The 23940-nt window shown below is 67.8% G+C and carries 22 protein-coding genes and 1 riboswitch; of the genes, 9 read left to right on the forward strand and 13 right to left on the reverse strand.

What is annotated here, in order from left to right:
• Window positions 1-16: 16 nt before the first annotated feature.
• Window positions 17-1225, reverse strand: coding sequence for a beta-ketoacyl-ACP synthase I (fabB, locus tag ACZK2G_RS02540; RefSeq protein WP_136639253.1), 1209 nt, complete (start codon window positions 1223-1225; stop codon window positions 17-19).
• Window positions 1225-1740 (reverse strand): 3-hydroxyacyl-[acyl-carrier-protein] dehydratase FabA, encoded by a 516-nt coding sequence (gene fabA / locus ACZK2G_RS02545; RefSeq protein WP_004140661.1) that lies wholly within the window; start codon window positions 1738-1740, stop codon window positions 1225-1227. Before fabA ends, fabB begins: the two co-directional genes overlap by 1 nt.
• A 190-nt stretch (window positions 1741-1930) precedes the next feature.
• Between fabA and dinB the strand changes: the two genes are divergently transcribed.
• Window positions 1931-3025 (forward strand): DNA polymerase IV, encoded by a 1095-nt coding sequence (gene dinB / locus ACZK2G_RS02550; protein ID WP_136639254.1) that lies wholly within the window; start codon window positions 1931-1933, stop codon window positions 3023-3025.
• 311 nt (window positions 3026-3336) lie between these two features.
• Here dinB and ACZK2G_RS02555 read toward each other — a convergent pair whose 3' ends face one another.
• Entirely contained in the window at window positions 3337-4248 is a 912-nt protein-coding gene (locus tag ACZK2G_RS02555) for an MBL fold metallo-hydrolase (protein WP_478474606.1), read from the reverse strand.
• Window positions 4249-4333: 85 nt separating this feature from the next.
• On the reverse strand, window positions 4334-4972 hold the full coding sequence (locus tag ACZK2G_RS02560) for an NAD(P)-dependent oxidoreductase (protein WP_046983067.1): 639 nt from the start codon (window positions 4970-4972) through the stop codon (window positions 4334-4336).
• A gap of 108 nt (window positions 4973-5080) precedes the next feature.
• On the opposite strand from ACZK2G_RS02560, the gene ACZK2G_RS02565 reads away from it, so the two are divergent.
• From ACZK2G_RS02565 to gph, 3 genes are all read left to right on the forward strand, one after another.
• Complete coding sequence (locus ACZK2G_RS02565; RefSeq protein WP_478474607.1) at window positions 5081-6010, forward strand: LysR family transcriptional regulator; 930 nt, start codon at window positions 5081-5083, stop codon at window positions 6008-6010.
• Window positions 6007-6798 carry a class I SAM-dependent methyltransferase gene (locus ACZK2G_RS02570; RefSeq protein ID WP_337302567.1) on the forward strand — a complete coding sequence of 264 codons (792 nt, stop codon included), beginning with the start codon at window positions 6007-6009 and terminating at the stop codon, window positions 6796-6798. Before ACZK2G_RS02565 ends, ACZK2G_RS02570 begins: the two co-directional genes overlap by 4 nt.
• A gap of 63 nt (window positions 6799-6861) precedes the next feature.
• A complete protein-coding gene (gph, locus tag ACZK2G_RS02575; RefSeq protein ID WP_136639258.1) occupies window positions 6862-7518 on the forward strand; it encodes a phosphoglycolate phosphatase in 657 nt (218 codons plus the stop codon).
• A 91-nt stretch (window positions 7519-7609) separates the two neighbouring features.
• Here the strand turns inward: gph and btuB are convergent, their stop codons facing one another.
• Entirely contained in the window at window positions 7610-9451 is a 1842-nt protein-coding gene (gene btuB / locus ACZK2G_RS02580) for a TonB-dependent vitamin B12 receptor (protein ID WP_478474608.1), read from the reverse strand.
• 114 nt (window positions 9452-9565) lie between these two features.
• Window positions 9566-9788: riboswitch (cobalamin riboswitch) on the reverse strand.
• Between the two features lie 132 nt (window positions 9789-9920).
• Between btuB and ACZK2G_RS02585 the strand changes: the two genes are divergently transcribed.
• Complete coding sequence (locus tag ACZK2G_RS02585) at window positions 9921-10499, forward strand: histidine phosphatase family protein (RefSeq protein ID WP_136639260.1); 579 nt, start codon at window positions 9921-9923, stop codon at window positions 10497-10499.
• Between the two features lie 91 nt (window positions 10500-10590).
• Here the strand turns inward: ACZK2G_RS02585 and ACZK2G_RS02590 are convergent, their stop codons facing one another.
• Both ACZK2G_RS02590 and ACZK2G_RS02595 read right to left on the reverse strand, forming a co-directional pair.
• Window positions 10591-10953 (reverse strand): TfoX/Sxy family protein, encoded by a 363-nt coding sequence (locus tag ACZK2G_RS02590; protein WP_478474610.1) that lies wholly within the window; start codon window positions 10951-10953, stop codon window positions 10591-10593.
• Window positions 10950-11432, reverse strand: coding sequence for a GAF domain-containing protein (locus tag ACZK2G_RS02595; RefSeq protein ID WP_478474612.1), 483 nt, complete (start codon window positions 11430-11432; stop codon window positions 10950-10952). The genes ACZK2G_RS02590 and ACZK2G_RS02595 overlap by 4 nt, the downstream gene beginning before the upstream one ends.
• A gap of 68 nt (window positions 11433-11500) precedes the next feature.
• On the opposite strand from ACZK2G_RS02595, the gene bioD reads away from it, so the two are divergent.
• Window positions 11501-12184: a dethiobiotin synthase gene (gene bioD / locus ACZK2G_RS02600; protein WP_046983060.1), complete on the forward strand. Its 684-nt coding sequence runs from the start codon at window positions 11501-11503 to the stop codon at window positions 12182-12184.
• Between the two features lie 75 nt (window positions 12185-12259).
• On the opposite strand, the gene ACZK2G_RS02605 is transcribed toward bioD, so the two are convergent.
• The 4 genes from ACZK2G_RS02605 to msrB all read right to left on the reverse strand — a co-directional run bounded on the left by ACZK2G_RS02605 (window position 12260) and on the right by msrB (window position 17047).
• Entirely contained in the window at window positions 12260-13708 is a 1449-nt protein-coding gene (locus tag ACZK2G_RS02605) for an aminotransferase-like domain-containing protein (protein WP_046983059.1), read from the reverse strand.
• Between the two features lie 242 nt (window positions 13709-13950).
• Entirely contained in the window at window positions 13951-14688 is a 738-nt protein-coding gene (msrA, locus tag ACZK2G_RS02610; protein WP_478474613.1) for a peptide-methionine (S)-S-oxide reductase MsrA, read from the reverse strand.
• Between the two features lie 14 nt (window positions 14689-14702).
• A complete protein-coding gene (locus ACZK2G_RS02615) occupies window positions 14703-16472 on the reverse strand; it encodes a cytochrome c biogenesis protein DipZ (RefSeq protein WP_046983057.1) in 1770 nt (589 codons plus the stop codon).
• A gap of 2 nt (window positions 16473-16474) precedes the next feature.
• Window positions 16475-17047: a peptide-methionine (R)-S-oxide reductase MsrB gene (msrB, locus tag ACZK2G_RS02620; RefSeq protein ID WP_046983056.1), complete on the reverse strand. Its 573-nt coding sequence runs from the start codon at window positions 17045-17047 to the stop codon at window positions 16475-16477.
• A gap of 144 nt (window positions 17048-17191) precedes the next feature.
• Between msrB and ACZK2G_RS02625 the strand changes: the two genes are divergently transcribed.
• Window positions 17192-17911 (forward strand): response regulator transcription factor, encoded by a 720-nt coding sequence (locus tag ACZK2G_RS02625; RefSeq protein WP_046983055.1) that lies wholly within the window; start codon window positions 17192-17194, stop codon window positions 17909-17911.
• Window positions 17908-19377 (forward strand): sensor histidine kinase, encoded by a 1470-nt coding sequence (locus ACZK2G_RS02630; protein WP_046983054.1) that lies wholly within the window; start codon window positions 17908-17910, stop codon window positions 19375-19377. Before ACZK2G_RS02625 ends, ACZK2G_RS02630 begins: the two co-directional genes overlap by 4 nt.
• Here ACZK2G_RS02630 and ACZK2G_RS02635 read toward each other — a convergent pair.
• A complete protein-coding gene (locus ACZK2G_RS02635; protein ID WP_046983053.1) occupies window positions 19374-20720 on the reverse strand; it encodes an ATP-binding protein in 1347 nt (448 codons plus the stop codon). The two genes, ACZK2G_RS02630 and ACZK2G_RS02635, sit on opposite strands and share 4 nt — an antisense overlap.
• Window positions 20717-21406 (reverse strand): winged helix-turn-helix domain-containing protein, encoded by a 690-nt coding sequence (locus ACZK2G_RS02640; RefSeq protein ID WP_004141029.1) that lies wholly within the window; start codon window positions 21404-21406, stop codon window positions 20717-20719. Before ACZK2G_RS02640 ends, ACZK2G_RS02635 begins: the two co-directional genes overlap by 4 nt.
• Window positions 21407-21755: 349 nt before the next feature.
• Here ACZK2G_RS02640 and asnB point away from each other — a divergent pair, with 349 nt between their 5' ends.
• Complete coding sequence (gene asnB, locus ACZK2G_RS02645; protein ID WP_136639265.1) at window positions 21756-23657, forward strand: asparagine synthase (glutamine-hydrolyzing); 1902 nt, start codon at window positions 21756-21758, stop codon at window positions 23655-23657.
• The last annotated feature ends 283 nt before the right edge of the window (window positions 23658-23940 follow it).

A 23940-nucleotide genomic window follows, 5' to 3' on the forward strand; every position in this document is an offset into this window, starting at 1 on the left:
CCGGCACGCCTTCCCATCACACCCGGCCGAACACCAGCGCCGCGTTGGTGCCACCGAAGCCGAAGCTGTTGGACATCACCGTATCCAGCTTCTGCTCGCGGCTCTCGCGCAGGATCGGGAAGCTTTCCACCTTCGGGTCCAGCTCGCCGATGTTGGCCGAACCAGCCACGAAGCCATCACGCATCATCAGCAGGCAGTAGATCGCCTCGTGCACGCTGGCCGCACCCAGCGAATGGCCGGACAGCGCCTTGGTCGAGGACAGCGGCGGCACCGCATCGCCGAACACTTCGCGGATCGCGTTGAGCTCGGTGACGTCGCCCAGCGGCGTGGAGGTGCCGTGGGTGTTGAGGTAGTCCAGCGGACGATCCACGCCCTGCAGCGCCATCTTCATGCAGCGCACCGCGCCTTCACCGGACGGCGCCACCATGTCCGCGCCGTCGGAGGTCACGCCATAGCCGATCAGCTCGGCATGGATGTGCGCGCCGCGCGCAACGGCGTGGTCGTAATCCTCCAGCACCAGCATGCCGCCGCCACCGGCGATGACGAAGCCATCGCGGTCCTTGTCGTACGGACGCGAGGCGCTGGCCGGGGTTTCGTTGAAGCTGGTCGACAGCGCGCCCATCGCATCGAACATCACGCTCATCGACCAGTGCAGGTCTTCGCCACCACCGGCGAACATGATGTCCTGCGCGCCGTGGCGGATCATGTCCGCGGCGGCGCCGATGCAGTGCGCCGAGGTCGCGCAGGCAGCCGACAGCGAGTAGCTGACGCCCTTGATCTGGTAGGCGGTGGCCAGGCAGGCCGAGACCGTCGAGCACATCGTGCGCGGCACCATGTACGGGCCGACCTTGCGCACACCGCGTTCGCGCAGCAGGTCGACTGCGCCGATCTGCCATTCGCTGGAGCCACCACCGGAACCGGCGATCAGGCCGGTACGCAGGTTGCTGACCTGCTCGGGGCTGAGCCCGGCATCGGCGATGGCATCGCGCATGGACAGGTAGGCAAAGGCCGCCGCATCGCTCATGAAGCGCTTCTGCTTGCGGTCGATCAGCGCGTCCAGGTCGAGGTCGACGCGGCCGCCGACCTGGCTGCGCAGGCCCGCGTCGGCGTGGTCGGACAATGCCGTGATGCCGGAGCGCCCTTCGCGCAGCGCATTCGAAACGGTATCCAGATCATTGCCGAGGCAGGACGTGATGCCCATGCCAGTGATGACGACGCGACGCATCAGAAGCTCCCGGTTTCAGTGAACAGGCCGACGCGCAGATCGCGCGCGCTGTAGATTTCGCGGTCATCCACGTACATGCGGGCGTCCGACTGAGCCATCACCAGCTTGCGGTTGATGACCCGGCTGATGTCGATCTCGTAACGCACGAGCTTAGCGTCCGGCAGCACCTGGCCGGTGAACTTCACCTCGCCGCAGCCCAGTGCGCGGCCCTTGCCGGGGGCGCCCAGCCAGGTCAGGAAGAAGCCGGTCAGCTGCCACATGGCATCCAGGCCCAGGCAACCAGGCATCACCGGGTCGCCGATGAAGTGGCAACCGAAGAACCAGAGGTCGGGGCGGATATCCAGTTCGGCGCGTACCATGCCCTTGCCATGCGGTCCGCCGTCCTCGCGGATTTCGGTGATGCGGTCGAACATCAGCATCGGATCGTTGGGCAAACGGCCGGCAGCGGCGCCGAACAGTTCACCGCGTGCGCTGGCCAGCAGCTGTTCGCGGTTGAACGCGTGGAGACGGGTCATGAAGCACAATCCTGGAAGCGAAGAACAGGGAAACAAGCGCCCGAGAATGCCCGTGGAAACTGCGCCGATCAAACATTTCAACCGTACGCAACCGTAGTGTTTTCAAGGGAATACGCGCATCCTGTTGATGTGCAACGACCATACCTGTGCGTGTGGTCGGTTCAGCCTGCCTCCGCCCTTTACGCCTGACATGACCCGACTGCGCAAGATCATCCACGTCGACATGGACGCCTTCTACGCGTCGGTGGAGCAGCGCGACGATCCGTCACTGCGCGGCAAGCCGGTGGTCGTGGCATGGCGTGGCGCGCGTTCGGTGGTGTGCGCGGCGTCCTACGAGGCGCGCGTGTTCGGCGTGCGCTCGGCGATGCCGGCCGTGCGTGCCGAGCGCCTGTGTCCGGATGCGATCTTCGTACCGCCGGACTTCGCACGTTACAAAGCGGTGTCACAGCAGGTGCGCGGGATCTTCCTGCGCCACACCGACCTGGTCGAGCCGTTGTCGCTGGACGAGGCCTACCTCGATGTGACCGAACCGAAGAGTGGCATCGAACTGGCCACCGACATTGCCCGCACCATCCGTGCGCAGATCCGCGAGGAGACGAACCTGACCGCTTCAGCCGGGATCGCGCCAAACAAGTTCCTGGCCAAGATCGCCTCGGACTGGCGCAAGCCAGATGGCCAGTTCGTGATTCCGCCGCAGCGGGTGGATGCCTTCCTGCTGCCGTTGCCGGTGAACCGGGTGCCCGGCGTCGGCAAGGTGATGGAAGGAAAACTTGCCGCGCGTGGCATCGTCACCTGCGGCGACCTGCGGCAGTGGGCACTGATCGATCTGGAAGAGGCGTTCGGCAGCTTCGGCCGCAGCCTGTACAACCGCGCACGCGGTGTCGATGAACGGCCGGTGGAGCCGGACCAGCAGGTGCAGTCGATCTCTTCCGAGGACACCTTCGCCGAGGACCTGCCTCTGGAAGACCTGGGTGAGGCGATCGTGCAGCTGGCAGAGAAAACCTGGAACGCCACGCGCAAGACCGAACGTGTCGGCCACACTGTGGTACTGAAACTGAAGACCGCACAGTTCCGCATCCTCACCCGCAGCTTCACCCCGGACCGCCCGCCGGAATCGATGGAAGAACTGCGCGACATCGCTTTGGCCCTGCGCGCCCGCGTCGACCTGCCGGCCGAGACCCGCTATCGGCTGGTCGGCGTCGGGCTTGGTGGGTTCCGCGAAAAGGAGCCGGTGGTGCAGGGGGAGTTGTTCGAGCACGACATGAACAATCCCACAGATACCTAATCATCAAACAGTGGGGTCAGAGCCCGTTGCGCAGCAGCGGGATCCGACCCCGTGCCGACCAACGGTCGGCACCCACCACCAGCAGCAGGTTCCGACAGATAGCGGGAAACTGTCGAAGGCGGGGTGGGTCCGGTTGCGGGGGCGTGAGCGCCATGGATGGCGCGACCGAGCCTCCATGGACGGATTCACGGCGTCCCCCGCAACCGGACCCACCTCGCCATCCCACGGATAGCCAGCTGCTGCTGTTGCTTCGGCTGTTGCTGTTGCATTGAGCGGGTGCAGGGCGCAGCCCTGCAAAAGAAACTCCTACTTCATGGCCACTGCATCTCGCCCTTGGCCACCTTCGCACTCAACTCCAGCGACTCCACGCCTGCCAGCTTCGGATAGCGCGACTGCATCGCCTTCACCAGCGCCGCACTGTCCTTCGCCTTCGCCGCCTCAACATCGAACGCACGAATGTAGTCTGCGGTGAAGCGCAGCGCACTGGCATCCAGTGCTGCACCCGGCGCGTAATGCCCCGGCACCACCACCTTCGGCTTCAGTGCCTGCAGCCGCTGCAGGGTCTGCAGCCAGTCGGTGTGCGACTTCGGCGTCTGCGTGTCGGCCATCCACACGTGCTCGCCCGCCACCACCGGAATGCCACCGACGATCGCGCGCAGCGACGGCACCCACAGCACCGTGCGATCCGGGGTCGGGCCATCCAGGCCGATCAGCGGCAGGCGCTGGCCTTCCAGCTGCAGGGCATCGCCGTCCAGCACCTGTGGCACCACGATGCGCACGGGCACGTCGGTGCCCATCTTCGGTCCCCAGTAGGCCAGCTTGCCGGCCTGGGTCTGCTGGATGTGGGCGACGGTCGGCGCAGTGGCGACGATGCGTGCCTGCGGGAACGCGTCCTGCAGGGTGGCCAGGCCGAAGTAGTAATCCGGATCGCCGTGGCTGATGTAGATCGTGGTCAGCTGCTTGCCGCTGGCGCGGATCAGCTCGACCAGCTTGCGCGCGTCGCTGGCACCAAACTGCGCATTGACCAGGATCGCGTCGTGGCGGCCTTCGATCAGCACCGAGGACACCGAGAACATCGCCTGCGGGCCGGGATGGAAGGTCTGCAGGTGCAGCTGGGATTTCGTCGCCATGGCCGGCGCCGCGGTGGCCGGTGCGGCCAGCAACGGAGCGCTGGCGAAGGTGGCGGCAAGGGCGAGGGGAAGCAGCAGGGCAGCGGTACGCATGGGAATTCCTTGTGGCGGATGGCGAGCCGAGCGTGGGCGCGGCTCTACAGGTGGGTAGCGCCGGGCCATGCCCGGCGGCCTGGCATCAATACGCCGCGGTGATGATCTGCTTCGGATAAGCGTGCGCTTCCAGCTCAGCAACGAACGCGGCGCCGTAGTCGGCGTAGCTGATGCGGCTGTGGCCGCTTGCATCAGCGAGGAAGGCCTTGGCCTGCACGCGGTACTGACCGCGCTCTTCACCCGGGCCGATTTCGGCGGCCGGCGAGAAGAAGGTCCAGTCCAGGTCGTCCACCGCCTGCAGGCGGTTGAACGCCTCACGGTGGGCCAGTGCGTAAGGCTTGTAGGCCTCCGGGAAGGTGGGGGTATCGACCAGCTGCACGCCGGGTGCGACTTCCAGGCTGCCGGCACCGCCGACCACCACCAGGCGCGGCACGCCGGCCTTGCGTGCGGCGGCAGCCAGCTGCGCGGCGACCTCGCCGACGCGGCCGATGTCATCGCCCGGGCGCGGGCCGTAGGCACTGGCCAGCACGTCGTGGCCGGTGATGGCGGCAACCAGCGCGTCCTGGTCATCCAGCGAAGCGATCACCGGGTGGGCGCCGGCCAGTTCAGCCGGGAGGTCCTGTGCGCTGCGCACGATGACGGTGAGTTCGTGGCCGCGGGCCAGCGCGTGGCGGGCAATCTGGCGGCCGATGTTGCCGGTGGAACCAACGAGGGCGATCTTCATGGCAGGACTCCGTGGAGCGGTGTGGGGTGGGAATGGGGCCACTCTAGGCCGCTGCAGTCGCTCGAAAAACAGCGTATAACGCGCTTGTTTGTTGCATGGATCGAGCATATGGACCGAATGACCGCCATGACCGTGTTCGTCGAGGTGGCCGAGCGCGGCAGCCTGACGGCCGCTGCTGAAGTGCTGGACATGTCGCGGGCGATGGTCAGCCGCTACCTGGCCGAGGTCGAGGGCTGGCTGGGTGCGCGCCTGCTGCACCGGACCACGCGCCGGGTCAGCCTGACCGGACCCGGCGAGTCGGCGCTGTTGCGCTTCCGGCAGATGCTGGCGATCGGCGAAGAACTGCAGGGCGAGCTGGCCAGTGATGATCCCGAGCCGCACGGCACGCTGCGGGTGACCGCCAGCGTCTCATTCGGGCAGAGTCACCTGGCACGGGCCGTGGCCGGCTTCGTCGCGCGCCATCCAGCGGCACGCATCGAGCTGCTGCTGGTCGACCGCACCGTGAACCTCGTGGAGGAGCGGGTGGACCTCGCAGTACGCATCGCGCGCCAGATCGATCCCAGCCTGATCGCACGGCGGTTGGCCATCTGCCGCTCGGTGCTGTGCGCGACGCCGTCCTACCTGCAGGCGCGTGGCACACCGACCGCGCCCGAGCACCTGGCCGCACACAACTGCCTGACCCATCACTACGTGGGCAAGAGCCTGTGGCAGCTGCACCGCGATGGGCGTTCGCTGTCGGTGGCGGTGGGCGGCAACATCAGCGCCAATGAGGCTTCGCTGCTGCTGGAGGCGGTGCGGGCCGGTGCCGGCATCGCCATGCTGCCGACCTACCAGGTGGCGCCGCTGCTGCGCAGTGGCGAACTGATCGAACTGCTGCCCGAATTCAGCCTGGACGAACTCGGCATTCATGCGGTGTACGCGTCACGGCGCCAGCAGCCCGCTATCATGCGGCGATTCCTGGACTTCTTGGCCGAGTGCTTCGCCAGCCCGGCCTTCCAGGATCTGGATTGGCGCCCACCGGGCAAGGAGAACACATGAACCATGGACAGGCCTTGATCGACCACAACCGTGCTGCCTGGGACCGCCAGGCCAGCGAAGTGCGCGAATGGTCGCGCCCGGTGGAAAGCTCAACGATTGCTGCCGCGCGCGAGGGCCGCTGGCAGGTACATCTGACCCCGCGCGCGCTGCCGCTGGACTGGTTGGGTGATGTGCGCGGCCGTCGCATCCTGTGCCTGGCGTCGGCCGGTGGCCAGCAGGCGCCAGTGCTGGCCGCGGCCGGTGCCGAGGTCACCGTGTTCGACCTGTCCGATGGGCAGCTGGAACAGGACCGCGCGGTCGCCGCGCGCGATGGCCTGCAGCTGCGCACCGTGCAGGGTGACATGCGCGATCTGCACGTGTTCGCCAACGACAGTTTCGATGTGGTGTTCCACCCGATCTCGAACCTGTACGTGCCCGATGTGCGCCCGGTGTGGACCGAATGCCGGCGCGTGCTGGCGCGCGATGGCATGCTGATGGCCAGCTTCTACAACCCGGTGCTGTTCGTCGGCGCGCGCGATCCGCAGCTGGATGCACAAGGCCTGATCCGGCCGCAGTACGCCATTCCCTATTCGGACCTGGAAGACCTGGCACCGGCCGAGCGCGAGGCGAAGCTGGCCCGTGGTGACGCGCTGACCTTCGGCCACAGCCTGACCGAACTGATCGGCGGCCAGCTCGATGCCGGCTTCGTCATCGATCGCTTCATGGAAGACTGGCAGCCGCAGCCGCGCTTCCTGATCGACCGCTATCTGCCCACCTTCCTGGCGACCCGCGCACGCCGGATCGGCTGAGGCGGAACTGCCAAAAAGGGGCGACGTACAATGGACGGCCCCACGTCATGCAGGTGCCGTTCCTTGTCGTATCCTTATCCGCTGGTCGTGTTCGACCTCGATGGCACGCTGGTCGACAGCGCCGCCGATATCGCCGAAGCACTGAACCGCACGCTGGAAGACATCGGCGTTGCGCGCGTGCCGGAGGCTACCGTGCTGGGCTGGATCGGCGACGGAGTGCGCCGCCTGGTGGAGCAGGCCGTGCATGCGGCCGGCCGCGAGGTCGACATGAGCGAGGTGATGCCAGTGTTCATGGTGCACTACCGCGAATGCCTGCTGCGCAGCCCGCGCCTGTTCGATGGCGTTGCTGAAGCGCTGGCGAAGCTGCGTGAACGCAATGTGCCGCTGGCGATCTGCACCAACAAGCCCGAAGCACTGGTGCCACCGCTGCTGCAGCACCTGGGCATCGGTGATGCGTTCGCGCTGATACTGGGCGGCGATTCGCTGCCGCAGCGCAAGCCCAGTGGTGAACCGCTGCGGCACATCGCCGCGCACTTCGGCTTGGCCGTGGGGCAGTGCCTGATGGTGGGTGATTCGCTGACCGACTACCGCGCCGCCGAAGATGCCGGCATGCCGATCGCGCTGGTGCGCTACGGCTACCCGCGCGGCCTGGACCTGGCCACTGCGCATGCGGTGGCGGTGATCGACGACCTGCGTGAACTGCCGGGGTTGCAGGGCTGATTCAACGGATAACGCCGGTCGCCGGGCGGTAACCCGGGCCGACGCAATGGGTAGTGCCGGCCAGCGGCCGGCACTACCATGAACGTTGCGCTCACTTCGGCTGGTAACGCACGCTCAACTGGTACTCGCGACCGGGCTGGTTGAACCACGCCACGGTCTCGTAGCTGCGGTCGAACACGTTGGCGGCACGCGCCAGCAGCGACCACGATGGCGTCAGCGCGTACTCGGCGCGCAGGTCCAGCGTGCCGTAGCCGCCAACCTTCACTCTGTTCGCCGCGTCGTCATAGCGCTTGCCCGCACCCTGCACGGTCAGGCCGGCGCGGAAATCGCCGAAGCGGCGGTCGATGTCCAGGCGTGCGGTCTGTTGCGCGCGGCGTGGCAGCCAGTTGTCGAACTGGGTGCTGCCGTGGGTGCGGTTGCGCGGGTCGGTGTAGCTCAGCTGCGCATTGATGTCGAAACCGGCCAGCAGCACGCCACCGGTCAGTTCGGCGCCACGGATGCGCGCCTTCTCCACCTGCTGCATTTTCATCGTGAATGCATCGTAGGTGATCAGATCATCGATGCGCGTTTCGTACACGTCCAGGCCCCAATGCCAGCCCTGGCCCTGCTGCGAAACACCGAGGTTGGCGCTCTTGGACTTTTCCGGGTTCAACGTCGGCACGCCGCTCCACGGGTCGTACAGGTCGCTGAAGGTCGGTGCCTTGAACGCCGTGCCGTAGCTGGCATTGACGCGCAGGCCGTGGCCCAGTTCCATGGCCCAGCCAACGCTGCCGGTGGCGTGATTGCCGAACTGCTGGTTGTCGTCGTTGCGTGCGCTGGCCTGCAGCTGATGGCGGCCGAAGCGGCCCTGGTACTGCACGAACACGCCGGTGTTGCGGCGGCTGTCGACGAGGTAGCCGGCACTGCTGCCATCCAGGTTGTCTTCGCTCCAGTCCACGCCGGCACTCAGCAGCTGGCCCTCGGCCAGGCCGAAATCACCCTGCAGCGAGGCGCTGTTGCGATGGGTCTGCGCACTGCCGAACACACCCGGTGCGCCGAAGTTGTCTGACTCGTTGTCGCTGCGGCCGACATTGGCGGTGAATGCCAGGCGTTCGGACGGGGTGTAGCGCACCTTGCCGGCCAGCACCTGCTGGCGGGTTTCGGAGTAGTTGTAGTAACCGTCGTAGTGGTTCTTGCCGTCGGCGCGCAGTGCGCTGCCTTCCACGGTCCACTGGTCATTGAAGCTGTAGCCACCGCGCAGGCTCTTGGACAGGTTGCGGTAACCGTCGCGGTCGTGTTCGTCGGCAAAGCAGCCGGCGAACAGCGTAGCCGAGCCGCGGCAGGCATCAATGCCGTCGGAGTGCTGGTAGGCGATGTCGGCGCCGAACCAGCCGCGCTCGGTACCACCGCCGATGCCGCCGCTGGCTTCGCGCAGGCCGTTGCTGCCGCCACCGAGCTGGAAGTGCGGGGCGAAGTCGCCCTGGTTGCGGCGGGTGAAGATCTGGATCACGCCGCCGATGGCATCGGCACCGTACAGGCTTGACTGCGGGCCGCGTACGATTTCGACGCGTTCGATCTGCGCCAGTGGCAGGTCCTGGTACATGGCCAGGCCGAGGTCGGCACTGTTGATGCGCACGCCATCGACCAGCACCACGGTGTGGCCCGAGTTGGTGCCGCGCAGGAACAGCGAGCTCTGCTTGCCGAGGCCGCCGGAGTTGGTCAGGTTGATGCCGGCACGGCCGCGCAGCAGTTCCTGCAGCGAGGTGGCCTGGCTGGATTCGATCTGCGCGCGGTCGATCACCTGCGCCGGCGCGATGCTGTCCGGCAGGGCGATGGGGGTGCGGGTGGCGGTGACCAGGATCTGGTCGAGCGCGGTGGTGTCATCGGCGGCCTGGGCCAGCGCGGGCAGGGCGGCCAGCACGGCCAGGGACAGCATTCGGGACTGCAGCTTCATGGGGGACTCCAGGTGCCACGCACGCCCGCGTGGCGAAGGGGAGGAGCCGCGAAGGCTGGCACGCGCCGATGCCGCAGCACAGGCCGCGTCATCCAGCGCCATGCCCACCGCATCGCGACCTGAGGCTTCCGGGCCGGTCTCCGGGCTTGCCGCCAGGTGGCGCGAGGCCACCGTCCAGGCGCCTTCCCATGCCTGCGGCACAGTGGCGGTCTTGCCTGGAACTGACGTGCTTACCGTTGCGGGGGCAGCGCCGGCATGGCGTGGAATCACGCGTCACCGGCTTCCCGTTTCAACCTGCCGGCCATGGCTGCAGGTCACCTGGAAGTGCGCGCAGTCTACGGCATCGCAGGCAGCGCGTAGCGTCGAGCTTGCTCGACTGCCCTTAGAATGGCCCCTCAGATCCCGTGGTGCAGTTGCCGATGTCCGCCCGTTTTCCGTTGTACCTGCGTCGCCCGCATGGGACGCACGCATGATCCTCGACCTGGTCCGCCACGCCGGCAATGGTCGCGATGAATTCCTTGATGGCCGCAGCGATCCGCCGCAGCTGGCCCGCCTGCCACAGGAACTGGTCGAGGCCTACGGCGGGCTTCCCTGGGAGCGGGTGATCAGCTCGCCGCGGCTGCGCTCGCTGCACACTGCCATGGCACTGGCCACCCCGCGCGGGCTGGACGTGGACGCGGACGAGGAATGGGAAGAACTGGATTTCGGTGATTGGGACGGGCAGTCGCTGTTCGACCTGCCGGAGGATGCACTGGCGGCCTTCCACGCAGATCCGCATGCGTACCCACCGCCGAACGGTGAAAGCTGGGGCCACTTTGAGCGGCGCATCGCGCGCGCGCTGGATCGCCTGCTCGATGATGACGATCCGGTGCCGACGCTGGTGGTCAGCCATGGCGGCCCGCTGCGCATGGTGCTGTCGCAGGTCTGTGGCCTGCCGATGTCGCTGTGCTGGGCCTTGCGCATCGACCACGGCACCCGCCTGCGGGTGAGGCTGGAACGCGGTGAGGTAAGTGTGGTGGGCGAGCTGCTGGAGCTGCAGCAGCCCTGAGCCCACTCGCCGGGCATGGCCCGGCGCTACCGATCCCGCATCACAGTGGTAGTGCCGGCCGCTGGCCGGCATCCCCAGGAACGCGGAGGCTTCAATCCTCGTCGGCGCTCTCGGCCACGCTGTCTTCCGCGTCATCATCGGTGTCGAAGCGCTGCTCATGCACCGGGCCCGAGGCCGGGCCGGCCGCTTTCAACGGATGTGCGGCAATGCGCGCCTCATAGTCCTGCACCAGCGCCTCGCGCTGCGGCTCGCTCAGTTCCTGCCAATGGCAGTCCAGCAGTGCGCCTTCCAGCGAGTACAGCAGGTTCAGGCTGGGCTTGAAGCCTGCGCGCTTGACCTTGACGAAGGCGCCCACGGCACCAATCGCAGCCAGGTCTTCGCGGCTGCGCAGGCCGACCTGGCGCAGCCACGCCGCACTCTTCGGGCCGATGTTGCGCAGCTTCGGTGCGCTCATCCCAGCGCCTCGACGAACACGCGGGCGATGGCTTCCAGGCCGGCCTGGTCGTCGGCATCGAAGCGGCCGACCTTGGGGCTGTCGATGTCGAACACGCCGATCAGTTCATCGTCACGCAGCAACGGCACCACCAGTTCCGAGCGCGAGGCCGAATCGCAGGCGATGTGGCCGGGGAAGGCATCGACATCATCCACGCGCTGGGTCACGCGCTGGCTGGCGGCGGCACCGCACACGCCCTTGTCCAGCGGGATGCGCACGCAGGCCGGCAGGCCCTGGAACGGACCGACCACCAGCTCTTTGCCGTCGTACAGGTAGAAGCCCACCCAGTTCAGGTCGGGCAGGGCGTGGTAGACCAGTGCCGAGAGGTTGGCCGCGTTGGCGATGCGGTCGGACTCGGCGTAGACCAGGCCACGGGCCTGTTCCAGCAGCTGGGCGTATTGTTCCGGCTTGCTGCCGGTAAGCGAGGCATTGGCGAACATGCCCGCAGTCTAGCAAGCGCGCCGGGCCGGCGATAATGCACGCTCTGTTGCCCCGCTGGAGCTTATCGATGCCGTTGCCCGCCACGCTGCCGCCTGCCCTGTTCGTCACCGGCACCGATACCGAGATCGGCAAGACCGCGGCCAGCACCGCGCTGCTGCATGCACTGCGCCGGCGCGGCCTGCGCGCGGTCGGCATGAAGCCGGTGGCCAGCGGCAGTGAGGATCTGGGACAGGGCCTGCGCAACGAGGACGCGCTGGCGCTGCAGGCGGCCAGCTGGCCGGTGCCGGACTATGCCGACCTGAACCCGTATGCGCTGCGGCAGCCGCTGGCGCCGGAGCTGGCTGCTGCCGAGGACGGCGTGCAGGTGGAGCTGGCGCCGATCGTGGCTGCATTCAAGCGCCTGCGCGCGCAGACAGACATCGTGGTGGTGGAGGGCGTTGGCGGTTGGCTGGCGCCGGTCTCGGCCACGCTGGACCAGCTCGATCTGGTGCGTGCGTTGCATCTGCCGGTAGTGCTTGTGGTCGGCATGCGGCTGGGCTGCGTCAACCACGCACGGCTGACCGCGCAGTCACTGCAGGCCAGCGGCGTGGAGTGCCTGGGCTGGATCGGCAATCATATCGACCCGGCGATGCAGCGCCAGGATGACAACATCGCCACGCTGCAGCAGCGCCTGCCAATGCCGTGCTGGGGGCGGTTGCCCAACCTTCCGGGGGCGAATGGCGAAGCGTTGGCGGCGCACCTGCTCGAGTGACCCTGAGTAGTGCCGGCCGCTGGCCGGCAACTGCATCCACCCGGCGATCCCGAGGTTGCCGGCCAGCGGCCGGCACTACCGTGTTGCAGCTGCCAGCTCCTTCGCGATCGCACCGAGCCGCTCCACCGCACCGATGAAGCGCGCATCCAGCGTCTGGCAGCATGAGAGTCGCAAGCAGTGACGGTAGCGCGCGCCGCGCGAATACACCTGGCCGGGCATGAACACGATGTCTTCCTGCAGCGCACGTTCGAACAGTTCGCGGGTATCCACCCCCGGCAGTTCCAGCCACAGCAGGAAGCCACCCTGTGGCTCGGTGGCACGGGTGCCGGCCGGGAAGTGTTCGGCCACCAGCTGGCGCAGGCGACCGACCTGTTCGCGGTACAAGCGGCGCATGCGATGCAGGTGGTGTTCGTAGCTGCCTGCTTCCAGATACGCCGCCACCGCATCGCCCAGCAGCTGCGGTTCGCCACCGGTGGACTGGAACTTGAGCAGTGCGATGCGCTCGGCGAAGCGCCCCCCGTCCAGCCAACCGATGCGGTAGTCCGGCGCCAGCGTCTTGGAGAAACCACCGACCACCATCACCCAGCCATCGCGATCAAACGCCTTCAGCAGCGGTGCCGGCGGCTCGCAGAACTGCAGTTCGGCGTACACCGCATCTTCGATCAGTGGCAGCTGGCGCGCGTTGACCAGTTCGGCCAGGCGTTGCTTGGCCACTGTCGGCATGGTGCAGCCCAGCGGGTTGTGCACGGTCGGCATCACCACCAGTGCGGCCAGCGGCGTGTGCTCCATCAGTGCGTCCAATGCGTCGACGTCCAGCCCGTGCTGCGGATGGGTGGGCAGCTCGATGGCCTGCAGGCCGAGGTTGGCCAGCAATGGGTACAGGTTGAAGTAGGACGGTGCTTCGATGCCGACCGCATCACCGGGTTGGGTCACTGCACGCAAGGCCAGCTGCAGGGCTTCCATCGCGCCGTGGGTCAGCAGCAGTCGCTCGCTGTGGGTGTGCAGGCCCATGCGCGGACCGCGCCGCACGATCTGCGCCAGCAGTCGCGGCGAGCCGTTCGGGCGCGCGTAGGTTTCCACTGTCTGCTGACCGTGGCGCAGTACCTGCGCGGTGTGCCGGGCCAGCTGTGCGCCGGGATAGAACTGGCGTCCGCGCGGACCGGCAAAGGCCAGATCGATCACACCGGAGCGGCGTTGTGCCTCCAGCACGCGGGCCATCAGTACCTGCTGCAGCGGCGCGGTGGGTGCGGACGGAGTGTCGCGCAGCGAACGTTCCGGAACCGACAGCCGCGGCGCAACTTCGAAGCCGGCCTTCGGCCGCGGAATCACCAGGCCGGCATCTTCCAGCTGGCGATAGGCCGCGATCACCGTGTTCAGGCTGAGCCGGCGCTGCGACGCCATCTGCCGCAGCGAAGGCAAGCGGCTGCCAACCGGAAGACGTCCGCCGTGGATGGCTTCGGCCAGTTCATCCGACAGCCGTTGGTAGCGGGGTGGGATCATCGCGCTCTGGTCATCTGTATCCATCGAACTTCCCGCCATCTGGTTCTGTACCCATGATGATGGCGAGCCTAGCATGTCGTTGTCGGACGGGCCTGATCGGGGCGCGGCCGGTCTTTCGAAACGCACGGCCGGATGGCCGTGCGTCTTTTTTTGTGTGTAGAGCCGAGCCCATGCTCGGCTGCACTTCCGCCAACAGCAGCCGAGCGTGGGCTCGGCTCTACAGAAGAGCACCGCCGAGCGTCGGCCAGCCCAAGGGGAAATGCCGGCTACCGCATCGGCACCAGCGCCGCCTCGCGCCGGTACAGCGCCGGGAACTGCTTGCCCAGCGCGGCCAGCTTCGGTGCGTCGTAGTAGCGGATGTAGGCCGCCTGCGGGTAGTTCGTCATGTAGTTCTGGTGGTAGCTCTCGGCCGGATGGAAGCGCTGGCCGCTGACCAGCTGGGTGACGATCGGGGCGCGGTAGCTGCCGGCCTGGCCGAGCTGGGCGATGTAGGCGCGGCTGGCCGCCTGCTGGCGGGCGTCATCAGTGAAGATCGCCGAACGGTACTGGCTGCCGTGGTCGGGCCCCTGGCGGTTGAGCTGGGTCGGGTCGTGCACCACCGAGAAGAACACCTGCATCAGCTGCCCATAGCTGACCTGGCGTGGGTCGTAGTCGACCTTCACCGCCTCGGCATGACCGGTCTGGCCGCTGCTGACCCGCTCATAGCGTGCATCGGCGGCGCTGCCGCCGATGTAGCCGGACACTGCATTGCTCACGCCTTTGACGTGCTGGAATACGCCCTGCACGCCCCAGAAGCAACCGCCGGCGAACACCACGCTGGCGTGGGTGGCGTCATCGCGGAACGCGGCGTCGCCGCTGGGCGCCGGTAGTGCCTTGGCCTGCGCGCTGGCTTCCAGCGGTGCCGCGACTGCACCGTGGTCGACCAGCAGCACGCCAGCGATCAATGCAGTAGCCACCAGGCCGGCGACACCGGCGGCGATACCTTGTTCAAAAGAGAGTTTCATCGTGTGCTCCCGTTTCAACCGAAGGTGAAGGCGTAGGCCTGCACGCCCGTGTCGAGGAATTCGATCTCGAAGCGGTGCGGGCCGACCGTGCCGCGCTGGCGAACCAGCTGGTACAAGCGGTGCTCATTGACCACGCCGCTGCCATCGGCACCGACATCGCTGCCGGCATCGGCAGCGGTCAGCGGCTTGCCGTCCAGCCAGACGCGGAACCGTACCGGCGTGCCGTCCTGGCTCGGTGCCAGCACCAGGTGCAGGTCCCGCGCGTGGAACTGGAAGGCGATGCGGCCACCGGCCTGCTGCAGCTGCGCGGCCTCGTCGGTGACGGTCCAGCGTCCGGACAGGCCCCACTGGTTCAGTGCCAGGGTGGTTGGCAGCGTGTAGTCGAACGGGCTATCGCTGCGTTGGCCGCCGGGTGAGGCGAACTGCTCGGCACGCGCGTGGCCCAGATAGGTCTCCGGCGAGCGCAGGTTGCTCATGTCGGCCTGCACGGCCACGCCCTGCAGGTCGGCTGCGGCGGGGTCGGCCGGTGGTGGCAGGTTGGTCTGCCCGGCTTCGGTCAGCAGCCGGCGGATCACTTGTTCCGAGCGTGCATAGTTGCCCTCGCCGAACTGGTGGCCGCGGATGTTGCCCTGTGCATCGACGAAGTACTGCGCCGGCCAGTAGCGGTTGTTGAACGCGCGCCAGATCGTGTACTGGTTGTCGAGCGCCACCGGGTACTCGACCTTCAGTTCCTGCACCGCCTTCATCACGTTGCTCGGGTTGCGTTCGAAGGCGAACTCCGGCGTGTGTACGCCGATCACCACCAGCCCATGGTCACGGTAGCGACGTTCCCATTCGTGCACGAACGGCATCGCGCGCAGGCAGTTGATGCAGGAGTAGGTCCAGAAGTCGACCAGCACCACCTTGCCACGCAGCTGCTGCGCGGTCAGCGGCGGACTGTTGAGCCAACCCGTGGCACCGTCCAGTGCGGGCAGGGTGCCTTCCACTGGCAGCGGTGCATCTGCACCCGCATTGGGGCCAGCCATCATCATCATCGGCGGTGCCGCCGGCTGCGCACCGGGCACGGCGTCCAGCAGGCCCTGCTCGATGCGCGCGGTGCTGACCGTGGACAGGCGGGTCAGCAGGCCAGTGTCCCAGCCCAGGCCGATCGCCACCACGGCCAGCAGTGCGGCCACGCCCAGCACCTTGCGCAGTGCGTCGCCGAGGCCGAGCCGCGCCTGCAGCGCACGGAACACGCGGCCGCCGACCCACACCGCCAACGCCAGCGCAGTGATCGCACCCAATGCATAGGCAAGCAGCAGGGTACTGGTGCCGACGCTGGCACCGTGCAGCGCGGCACCGGTCAGCACCAGGCCAAGAATCGGACCGGCACAGGGCGCCCACAGCAGACCGGTGGCGACGCCGATCAGCAGCGAGGTCCATGCGCCGCCACGTCCTGCGGCGTCCGCGGCATCGGCGCGTGCGCTCAAGCGTGCACCCACACGCTGGAACGGCGCCAGCAGATGGTCGGCCAGTCGTGGCCACAGCAGCGCCACGGCAAACAGCGCCATCAGCAGCAGGGCGATCCAGCGCCCGACCTGGTTGGCCTGCGCCACCCATTGGCTGCCCACAGCGGCCAGGCTGGCGACCACGGTGAAGGTGAGCGCCATGCCCAGCAGCAACGGCAGCGTGCTGCGCAGGAATGGACGGTCGGCGCGTGCGAACACGAACGGCAGCACCGGCAGGATGCAGGGACTGAGCAGGGTCAGCGCGCCCCCGAGGTAGGCAAGCAGCAACAGCAGCATCGTCAGGCTCCGGAAGCAGGGGAAGAACCGACCGGCACCCGCCAGCCATCGGCGGTGCCATCAGTGGCGCCGGGAACGAACACCATCGCCGCACCGTTCATGCAGTAGCGCAGTCCAGTCGGACGCGGGCCGTCGTTGAACACATGGCCGAGGTGACCACCGCAGCGGCGGCAGTGCACCTCTACCCGCAGCATGCCGAAGGTGACGTCGCGGTCTTCGCCGATGGCGTTGTGCAGCGGCGCCCAGAAGCTGGGCCAACCGGTGCCGCTCTCGAACTTGGTGGAGGAAGAGAACAGCGGCTGCGCACAGCCGGCGCAGGCGAAGGTGCCTTGCCGATGTTCCTTGTTGAGCGGGCTGCTGTACGGGCGCTCAGTGGCCTGCTGGCGTAGCACCGCGTACTGCGCCGGGGTCAGGCGCTGGCGCCAGTCGGCATCGCTGTGCATCACCTCGAACTGTCGCGACGGGCGCGCTTCGGCGGCGGCCGGAGCAGCGCGGCTGCAGGCCCCCAGGCCAAGCAGGCCGGCGGCGGTGGCAACACCGCCCAGGCCCAGCAGATGGCGGCGGGTGAGGGACATGGCGGACTCCGGGAAGGGGCGACGGGGCCATGCTGCGCCCGCCCGGGTCAACGAATCCTCACGCAGGATTCAATTTTTCGTGAGGTATCGGCGGCCGTCCCGCGCCACAATGCGGGCAGCCTCCCCACTGGCCCCGAGCTGCCGATGTCGACCAAACGCGTGCTGATCGTCGAAGACGATGCCCACATCGCTGACCTGCTGCGCATGCACCTGGCTGACGAAGGCTATGACGTCGCCCATGCTGCCAGCGGAGACGCCGGCCTGCGCCTGCTCGAGCAGGACGGCCCATGGGATGCGCTGGTGCTGGATGTGATGCTGCCCGGTGTCGACGGTCTGCAGGTGTGCCAGCGTGCACGCGCGATGGCGCGCTACGTGCCGATCATCATCATCAGCGCGCGCGGCAGCGAGACCCAGCGCATTGTCGGCCTGGAACTGGGCGCGGACGACTATCTGGCAAAACCCTTCTCGATGCCGGAACTGGTGGCACGGGTGCGCGCCCTGTTGCGCCGCGCCGAGGCGATGGCGCAGAGCGCACGTATCGATGCTGGCGCGATCGAGCTGGGTGGGCTGCAGCTGGATCCGGTCGCGCGCACCGCCTCGGTGGATGGCAACGCGTTGGAACTGACCCCGCGCGAATTCGACCTGTTGCTGTTCTTCGCACGCCACCCGGACCAGGTGTTCGCGCGCATGGAACTGCTCAACCAGGTCTGGGGTTACCAGCACGATGGTTACGAGCATACGGTCAATACCCACATCAACCGCCTGCGCAGCAAGATCGAGCCGGACCCGGCCAACCCGCGGCGGCTGCTGACGGTGTGGGGCCGCGGCTACAAGCTGGTCGACCCGGCCGGAGCGGCGGCATGATCAAGCCCAATCTGTGGCAGAAGCTGGCAGCGGTGATCGCCGCGCTGATGCTGATGTGCTGCATGGCGCTGCTGGCGCTGCAGATGCGTGCCAATACCCGTCACGAACAGGAGGTGGTGCAGCGGTTGTCGCTAGGCCTGGCCGAACACATCGCCCAGCGCAGCGAACTGATGGACACCAGTGGCATGCGCGATGCGGCGGTACGCGCGCTGTTCGGCCAGCTGATGGCGGTCAATCCCAGCGTCGAGGTGTACCTGCTGGACGATCAGGGCCGCATTCTCGGCCACGATGCGCCCAGCGGCCATCTGGTGCGCAACAAGGTGGACGTGGCACCGCTGCGCCGCCTGCTGGCCGGTGCGCCGCTGCCGATCCTCGGCGATGACCCGCGCAGCGCTGATGGCCGCAAGGTGTTCAGCGCCGCACCGTTGATCGTCCAGGGTCGCCAGGCCGGCTACGTGTACGTGGTGCTGGTCGGCGAACACCGGCAGATGCTCGCCGACGACCTCGCGGCCGGCAGCCAGTGGAACACCACCTGGTGGTCGGTGATGCTGGTTGGCAGCCTCGGCCTGCTGGCCGGGTTGGTGGCGTTCTACTGGGTGACCCGTCCGCTGCGGCGGCTTACCCGGCGCATCCAGGCCTTCGACATCGATGCGCCGACACCGTTGCCGCCACCCGAGCCACTGCGCCCAGGCGAGCGCGACGAACTGGTGATCCTTGAACATGCGCATGCGCAGATGGCGCAGCGGCTGGGTGAACAATGGCAGCAGCTGCGCCAGCAGGACCTGCAGCGCCGCGAGCTGGTCGCCAACATCTCGCACGACCTGCGTACGCCGTTGTCGTCGCTGCATGGCTACCTGGAAACGCTGGCGCTGAAGGACGCCACACTGTCGCCGGACGAGCGCCGCCGGTACCTCGGTATCGCGCTTGCACAGAGCGCCAAGGTTGGTCGGCTGGCGCGCGCGCTGTTCGAGCTGGCGCGGCTGGAGCACGGCGAAGTGCGCCTGGAGTGGGAAGTGTTCGCGCTGCCGGAACTGCTGCAGGATGTACTGCAGAAGTTCGAGCTGGCCGCGCAGGCGCGCAACCAGCGCCTGCACGCGGAATTCCCGCCGGGCCTGCCGCTGGTACGTGCCGACCTGGGCCTGGTCGAGCGGGTGCTGACCAACCTGCTCGACAATGCATTGCGGCACGCACCGGAAGGTGGCCGGATCGAAGTGTGCCTGCGTGCGACCGCGGATAGCATCGAGGTGAGCGTGGCCGATGATGGTCCCGGCGTGGCAGCGGCGCTGCGAGCGCAGTTGTTCCAGGCGCCGGCCGCGCTGGGCGCACGGCGTGGCGAGAACGGTGGGCTTGGCCTGCTGATCGTGCAGCGGATCGTGCAGCTGCATGGCCGCCGCATCGAACTGCGCGACAGTGAGCGTGGCGCGCTGTTCGTGTTTGCCTTGCCGCGTGCGGAACCAGCGGCCTAGCAGGCCGCTTCGCACTCTACGATGCCGCCGGTTTCCAACGGCAGGTGCAGGCGGATACAGGCACCGCCCAGCTCTGAATCGGTTACCTCGACGTGGCCGCCATGCTTGTCGGCCACCACCTGCACCAGTGCCAGGCCGAGACCGAAACCGGGGCTGCCCGGATCCAGCCGCACATACGGCTGCAGCACCTGGCCGCGCAGTTCGGGCGCAATGCCCGGGCCGTCGTCCTCCACCTGCAGGCACAGCCAGCCGTCGTTGACCGTGCTGGCGATGCGGATCTGCCGCCGCGCATAACGCAAGGCATTGCCGAGCAGGTTGCGCAACGCGAGTTCCAGCATGTGCCGGTTGACGTTGACCAGGCCGGTAGGTGAGAGCACCTGCTGCACCGGCATCGGCAGCGGTGCGAACTGGGCCACAACGCCGCGCACCAGCGCGGCCAGCTGGAGGCGCTGGCGGGTCAGCTGATGGCAGCGGCCAAGCGCGGCGTACTCGACACCGGCATCGGTAAGGTGCTGCAGCCGGTCAACGTCGGTGCGCAGGCCACCCAGCGCATCGCGCTGGATCTCGTCGAGCGCGGTGTCCTCCAGATCGGCCAGGCCGAAGCGCATCCGTGCCAACGGTGTGCGCACTTCATGCGCCACCGCCTGTGCCAGCACGCGCTGGCTCTCCAGCAGTTGCTGCAGCTGCTCGGCCATGTGGTTGAAGGCATTGGCCAGCGGCCGCACCAGCGCGGTACCGGCACGCGGCGCACGCGTATCCAGCTGGCCGTCGCGCATCTGCCGCGCGGCCTGTGCCAGCTGCGACACATCGCGCCACAGGCGGTAGACCATCACGTACATCGGCAGGGCTACGGCCACCATCAGGATCAGCAGCAGGATCGCCACGCCGGACACTTCGCTGTCCTGCCATCCCTCATCGGGTAGCGCTTCGTCCAACGGTCCCAGCATCACCGCATAGTCGCTGTCGCCGATCCGCTGCAGGCTGCGCATGTGTTCCAGGTCGATCTGCACGCGGCCGTTGTTGAAGGCGGGACGCTGGCTGGCTGGCAGTTCCTTCACTGCCTCGGCCAGTGGCAGCATGCGCAGCGCATAGGCGAAATCAGCGTCGAGTTCACGCGCCAGCGCGGGCCACTGGTCGCGCGGTGTCTCGGCGAAACGGTGCTGCAGCAGCGAGTGGGTACCGCGCATCTCGGCCTGCAGGCCGGCCTCGGTGCGGTCTTCCAGCAGGGCGTCCCAGGCCCACAGGCCGAGCACGATCAGCAGCAGGTGGGCGACCAGGAAGCCGATGCCATAGCGCAGGAAGTGGAAGGCGTGGCCGCGCATCGCCGAGGGCGTGCGCTTCATCCCCATGCCGAGCGGCTGAACAGGTAGCCGCGGCCGCGGACGGTCTTGATCCGTTCCGGCTGTTCCGGGTTGTCGCCCAGTTTGCGGCGCAGGCGCGAAATGCGCGCATCGATCGAACGGTCCAGGCCGTCAAAGGCGATGCCACGCAGGCCGCGCAGCAGCGCATCGCGGTCGAGGATCTGCCCGGCGTTGCTGGCCAGCAGGAACAGCAGGTCGAACTCGGCGGTGGTCAGCTCCAGCAGGCTGCCCTGCAGGTGCACGTTACGGGTGGACGGGTCGATGTTCAGCTCGCCGAAGCGCAGGCTGCCGTCACGCGGCTCGACCCGGCGGTGGCGGCGCAGATGGGCACGCAGGCGCGCCAGCAGCACCCGGGGTTCAATCGGTTTGCCGATGTAGTCATCGGCGCCCAGTTCCAGCCCGAGCACCTGGTCGATGTTGTCGGTACGCGCGGTCAGCACGCAGATGATGCCGTCATAGTGGGGCCTGATCTGCCGACACACTTCGAAACCATCCTGGTCGGGCAGGCCGACATCCAGCAGGACCAGGGCGGGCTTTTCGGCCAGGATCCGGGCCACCGCGCGTTCGCCACTGCGCTCGTGGGCGACCTGATAGCCATGCCGCTGCAGATAGTCGCTGACCATCGTACCGAGGCGGGCATCGTCTTCGACCAGTACGATATCCAGCATTTTCAAGGCCTCCGTGGGGCGTACGTACCGCCACGGCACGAGCGCGGCGATGCTATCCCAGCCATCGGGCCGCCCGGGTCCTGGGGGCGGGCGCCATTCAGCCGGGGTTGCTGGCGCGCGGGCCGGGCCTCAGGCCTGGCAACAACTTGGCGTCCAGCATAGCTTGTTGCCGTTACAAAACGTTACCTTTGTGATACGTCCGGTGACCATCGCTGACAGCAAAGCGACTGACGCGGGGCAGGGGCCGGGCCGAGCATGGAGTCTCCTCCGTTCCGCGTGCCGTCCTCATGTCGCCCGCTGCCTTCTCCCTGCCGAACCTGTCCCGCCGCCGCCATTGCGGGGGTATCCGATGAGCGGCGTGGTCGGCGCCTGGCTGCCGCCGGCCGAGGACGAGCACCTGCTGCAGCAGCTGGCGCCGATGCTTCGCGCCCTGCAGCAACGTGGCCGTGGCCGCATTGGTTACTGGACCGATGCCGAGGCTGGCCTGGCGCTGGGCCACTGCCGGGCGCCGACCGACACCCCGCTGCAGCCGCTGAGTTCGGACTGTGGCCGTTACGTGCTGTGCCTGGACGGTCGCCTGTACAACCGGGCTGACCTGCAGTCGCAGCTGCGCGATCTGCCGCGCAGCTGCAGCGATGCACGGCTGCTGCTGCAGGCAATTGTCGAGTGGGGCGTGGAGCGGGCGCTGTCGCGTATCGAGGGCGCGTTCGGTTTCAGTGTGTGGGACCGCGAGTCGCGCGTGCTGTGGCTGGCACGTGACCCGGTAGGCGAGCGGCCGCTGTACTACGGTTGGTACCAGGGCCAGTTCCTGTTCGCCTCCGAACTGAAGGCGCTGCAGGCGTTCGCCGGTTTCGCGCCGAGCATCGACCAGGATGCGCTGAGCCTGCTGCTGCGCCACGACTATGTCCCGGCGCCGCACACCATCTACCGCGGCATCCATAAGCTGGTGGCCGGCGCGATGCTGCGTATCGATCTGAACGACCACGCCGCCGGTGGATCCAGCCAGGCCGCGCAGGGTGGTTCGCGCTACTGGTGCGCACGCGATGCGATGCACAGCGCCCTGCAGGAACCCTTGTACCCCGCACCCAGCCTGGAACAGGCCACCGACCAGCTCGAAGCAGTACTGCAGAAGGCCATTGCTTCACGCATGCATTCGCCGCTGGCCTGCGGCGCGTTCCTGTCCGGCGGCACCGACTCCTCACTGGTGACGGCAATGATGCAGGCGCAGTCGACGCTGCCGATCGAGGCATGGACGGTGGGCTTCGACGATCCGGGCCACGATGAGAGCGACTGGGCTTCGCAGGTCGCGCGCCACTTGGGTGTGCAACATCACCTGCACCGCATGGACGCGCGCCAGGGCCTGGACCTGCTGCAGCGCCTGCCGCAGGTCTGGTGCGAGCCCTTCGCCGACGCCTCGCAGCTGCCGACGCTGCTGGCCAGTGAACTGCTGGGTGCACGCAAGCCGGTTGCCCTGACTGGCGACGGTGGTGATGAACTGTTCTTCGGCCACCCCAGCTATGGCCGCGCACTGCGCAATGCGCGCCTGTGCGGGGGCCTTCCGGACTGGGTGCGCGACCTGGCGCGGCGCAGCGGCAACCGCATGAACGTCGAACGCGGCCGCCTCGGTGGCTGGCGCGCACTGGTGGCCGAGGTTGCCGCCAACGATGTGGAAGGGCATTACCTGCAGCGAGTGACGCGCTGGCGACAGCCGGCGCAGGTGGTGCTGGGCGCGCGCGAGCCGATGACGATCTTCCAGCAGCAGGACACCGCGCTGCCGGCCGAGGCGCGCATCCAGCTGTTGGATTTCCGCATGGACCTGGCCGAGGGCATCCTGGCCAAGGTCGATCGTGCGGGCATGGCAGCGGGCGTTGAAACCCGTGCGCCGCTGCTGGACATGGAGGTGGTGCGCCTGGCCTGGCGGCTGCCGCAGCATTTGAAATACCACGACGGTGAGCACAAGCGGATCCTCAAACACCTGCTGGCGCGTTACCTGCCGGAACCGCTGGTGTACCGCCCCAAGCGCGGTTTCGGCCCTCCGATGGCACGCTGGCTGGCCGGTCCGTTGCGCGACTGGGCCGAGGCGCTGCTGGACCCGCAGTTGCTGCGCAATCAGGGCTGCTTCGATGCAGTACGCGTGCGCGGCATCTGGGAGGCCTTCCTGCGGGGTGAGCGCAAGTGGCACACGCACCTGTGGAACGTGCTGATGTTCCAGGCGTGGCACCAGCACTGGCACGGTGGCCGCGGGCGCTGAGCCGTTCCTGCATCGCGAGCGGCGGGTTCAATCTGCATGGCGCGGCGCGGATGCCCATGCGTACGAATGTCCTCCGGCGCCGGCCGTTGGCCGTCACCTCCCCCTTTACTTCGTACGCAAGGGCCTCCGCCCTGCGTTCGGAGTTCGTCGGCGCCCCGTTGAAAGGCTGCCACGAACACTGCGCTTTACCTGCCGCAAGCCGAGCCTCGTCGGGGTAGGCAGGGGTCTGGGCAAAGTAAAGGAGGAGGTGACGGCCAACGGCCGGCGCCGGGGGACATTTGCC

It is taken from the genome of Stenotrophomonas sp. 107298_Sma (assembly GCF_056480345.1).

What these genes read in the sequence shown, in the direction of transcription:
- ACZK2G_RS02570 (WP_337302567.1), top strand. Translation starts at nt 6,007, where the DNA reads ATGAACCATGGACAGGCCTTGATCGACCACAACCGTGCTGCCTGGGAC.
- ACZK2G_RS02585 (WP_136639260.1), top strand. Translation starts at nt 9,921, where the DNA reads ATGATCCTCGACCTGGTCCGCCACGCCGGCAATGGTCGCGATGAATTC.
- ACZK2G_RS02560 (WP_046983067.1), bottom strand. Translation starts at nt 4,972, where the DNA reads ATGAAGATCGCCCTCGTTGGTTCCACCGGCAACATCGGCCGCCAGATT.
- ACZK2G_RS02640 (WP_004141029.1), bottom strand. Translation starts at nt 21,406, where the DNA reads ATGCTGGATATCGTACTGGTCGAAGACGATGCCCGCCTCGGTACGATG.
- ACZK2G_RS02565 (WP_478474607.1), top strand. Translation starts at nt 5,081, where the DNA reads ATGGACCGAATGACCGCCATGACCGTGTTCGTCGAGGTGGCCGAGCGC.
- ACZK2G_RS02590 (WP_478474610.1), bottom strand. Translation starts at nt 10,953, where the DNA reads ATGAGCGCACCGAAGCTGCGCAACATCGGCCCGAAGAGTGCGGCGTGG.
- ACZK2G_RS02635 (WP_046983053.1), bottom strand. Translation starts at nt 20,720, where the DNA reads ATGAAGCGCACGCCCTCGGCGATGCGCGGCCACGCCTTCCACTTCCTG.
- fabA (WP_004140661.1), bottom strand. Translation starts at nt 1,740, where the DNA reads ATGACCCGTCTCCACGCGTTCAACCGCGAACAGCTGCTGGCCAGCGCA.
- fabB (WP_136639253.1), bottom strand. Translation starts at nt 1,225, where the DNA reads ATGCGTCGCGTCGTCATCACTGGCATGGGCATCACGTCCTGCCTCGGC.
- msrB (WP_046983056.1), bottom strand. Translation starts at nt 17,047, where the DNA reads ATGTCCCTCACCCGCCGCCATCTGCTGGGCCTGGGCGGTGTTGCCACC.
- msrA (WP_478474613.1), bottom strand. Translation starts at nt 14,688, where the DNA reads ATGAAACTCTCTTTTGAACAAGGTATCGCCGCCGGTGTCGCCGGCCTG.
- ACZK2G_RS02615 (WP_046983057.1), bottom strand. Translation starts at nt 16,472, where the DNA reads ATGCTGCTGTTGCTGCTTGCCTACCTCGGGGGCGCGCTGACCCTGCTC.
- bioD (WP_046983060.1), top strand. Translation starts at nt 11,501, where the DNA reads ATGCCGTTGCCCGCCACGCTGCCGCCTGCCCTGTTCGTCACCGGCACC.
- ACZK2G_RS02595 (WP_478474612.1), bottom strand. Translation starts at nt 11,432, where the DNA reads ATGTTCGCCAATGCCTCGCTTACCGGCAGCAAGCCGGAACAATACGCC.
- asnB (WP_136639265.1), top strand. Translation starts at nt 21,756, where the DNA reads ATGAGCGGCGTGGTCGGCGCCTGGCTGCCGCCGGCCGAGGACGAGCAC.
- ACZK2G_RS02555 (WP_478474606.1), bottom strand. Translation starts at nt 4,248, where the DNA reads ATGCGTACCGCTGCCCTGCTGCTTCCCCTCGCCCTTGCCGCCACCTTC.
- ACZK2G_RS02625 (WP_046983055.1), top strand. Translation starts at nt 17,192, where the DNA reads ATGTCGACCAAACGCGTGCTGATCGTCGAAGACGATGCCCACATCGCT.
- ACZK2G_RS02630 (WP_046983054.1), top strand. Translation starts at nt 17,908, where the DNA reads ATGATCAAGCCCAATCTGTGGCAGAAGCTGGCAGCGGTGATCGCCGCG.
- ACZK2G_RS02605 (WP_046983059.1), bottom strand. Translation starts at nt 13,708, where the DNA reads ATGGATACAGATGACCAGAGCGCGATGATCCCACCCCGCTACCAACGG.
- btuB (WP_478474608.1), bottom strand. Translation starts at nt 9,451, where the DNA reads ATGAAGCTGCAGTCCCGAATGCTGTCCCTGGCCGTGCTGGCCGCCCTG.
- dinB (WP_136639254.1), top strand. Translation starts at nt 1,931, where the DNA reads ATGACCCGACTGCGCAAGATCATCCACGTCGACATGGACGCCTTCTAC.